This is a genomic window from Aquirufa sp. OSTEICH-129A (genome assembly GCF_054558355.1).
In genome coordinates this window covers 1-255 of the sequence record NZ_JBPXKC010000026.1, presented here as the reverse complement: position 1 = coordinate 255, position 255 = coordinate 1, and the positions used below count along the sequence as shown (strand labels likewise).

Below are 255 nucleotides of genomic sequence, written 5' to 3'. Positions count from 1 at the left end.
CAGTAGCGGTATATGTACCATTGCTATTATCTGTAACCGAACCAATGGTACCTGAACCAGATGAGTTGGTGATGGTGACAGTAGCACCGCCAGCAGTTAAATTATTTCCATTGGCATCTTTAGCAGTCACGGTTAAAACTTGAGTAGTAGAACCGTCCGCCACGATACTAGCCGAAGTAGGAGTTAAGGTAGAAATGGCAGCATCTGCAGCACCAGCCACAACAGTGAATGCATTAGAATCACCAACTTTGGCTG

At 45.5% G+C, this 255-nt stretch carries 1 protein-coding gene; it reads right to left on the bottom strand.

All coding sequences use genetic code 11. The annotated features are described in order from the left end of the window. Positions 1–255 (bottom strand): Ig-like domain-containing protein (locus SKC36_RS12360; RefSeq protein ID WP_459466082.1); only part of this gene is annotated, 255 nt, incomplete at both ends.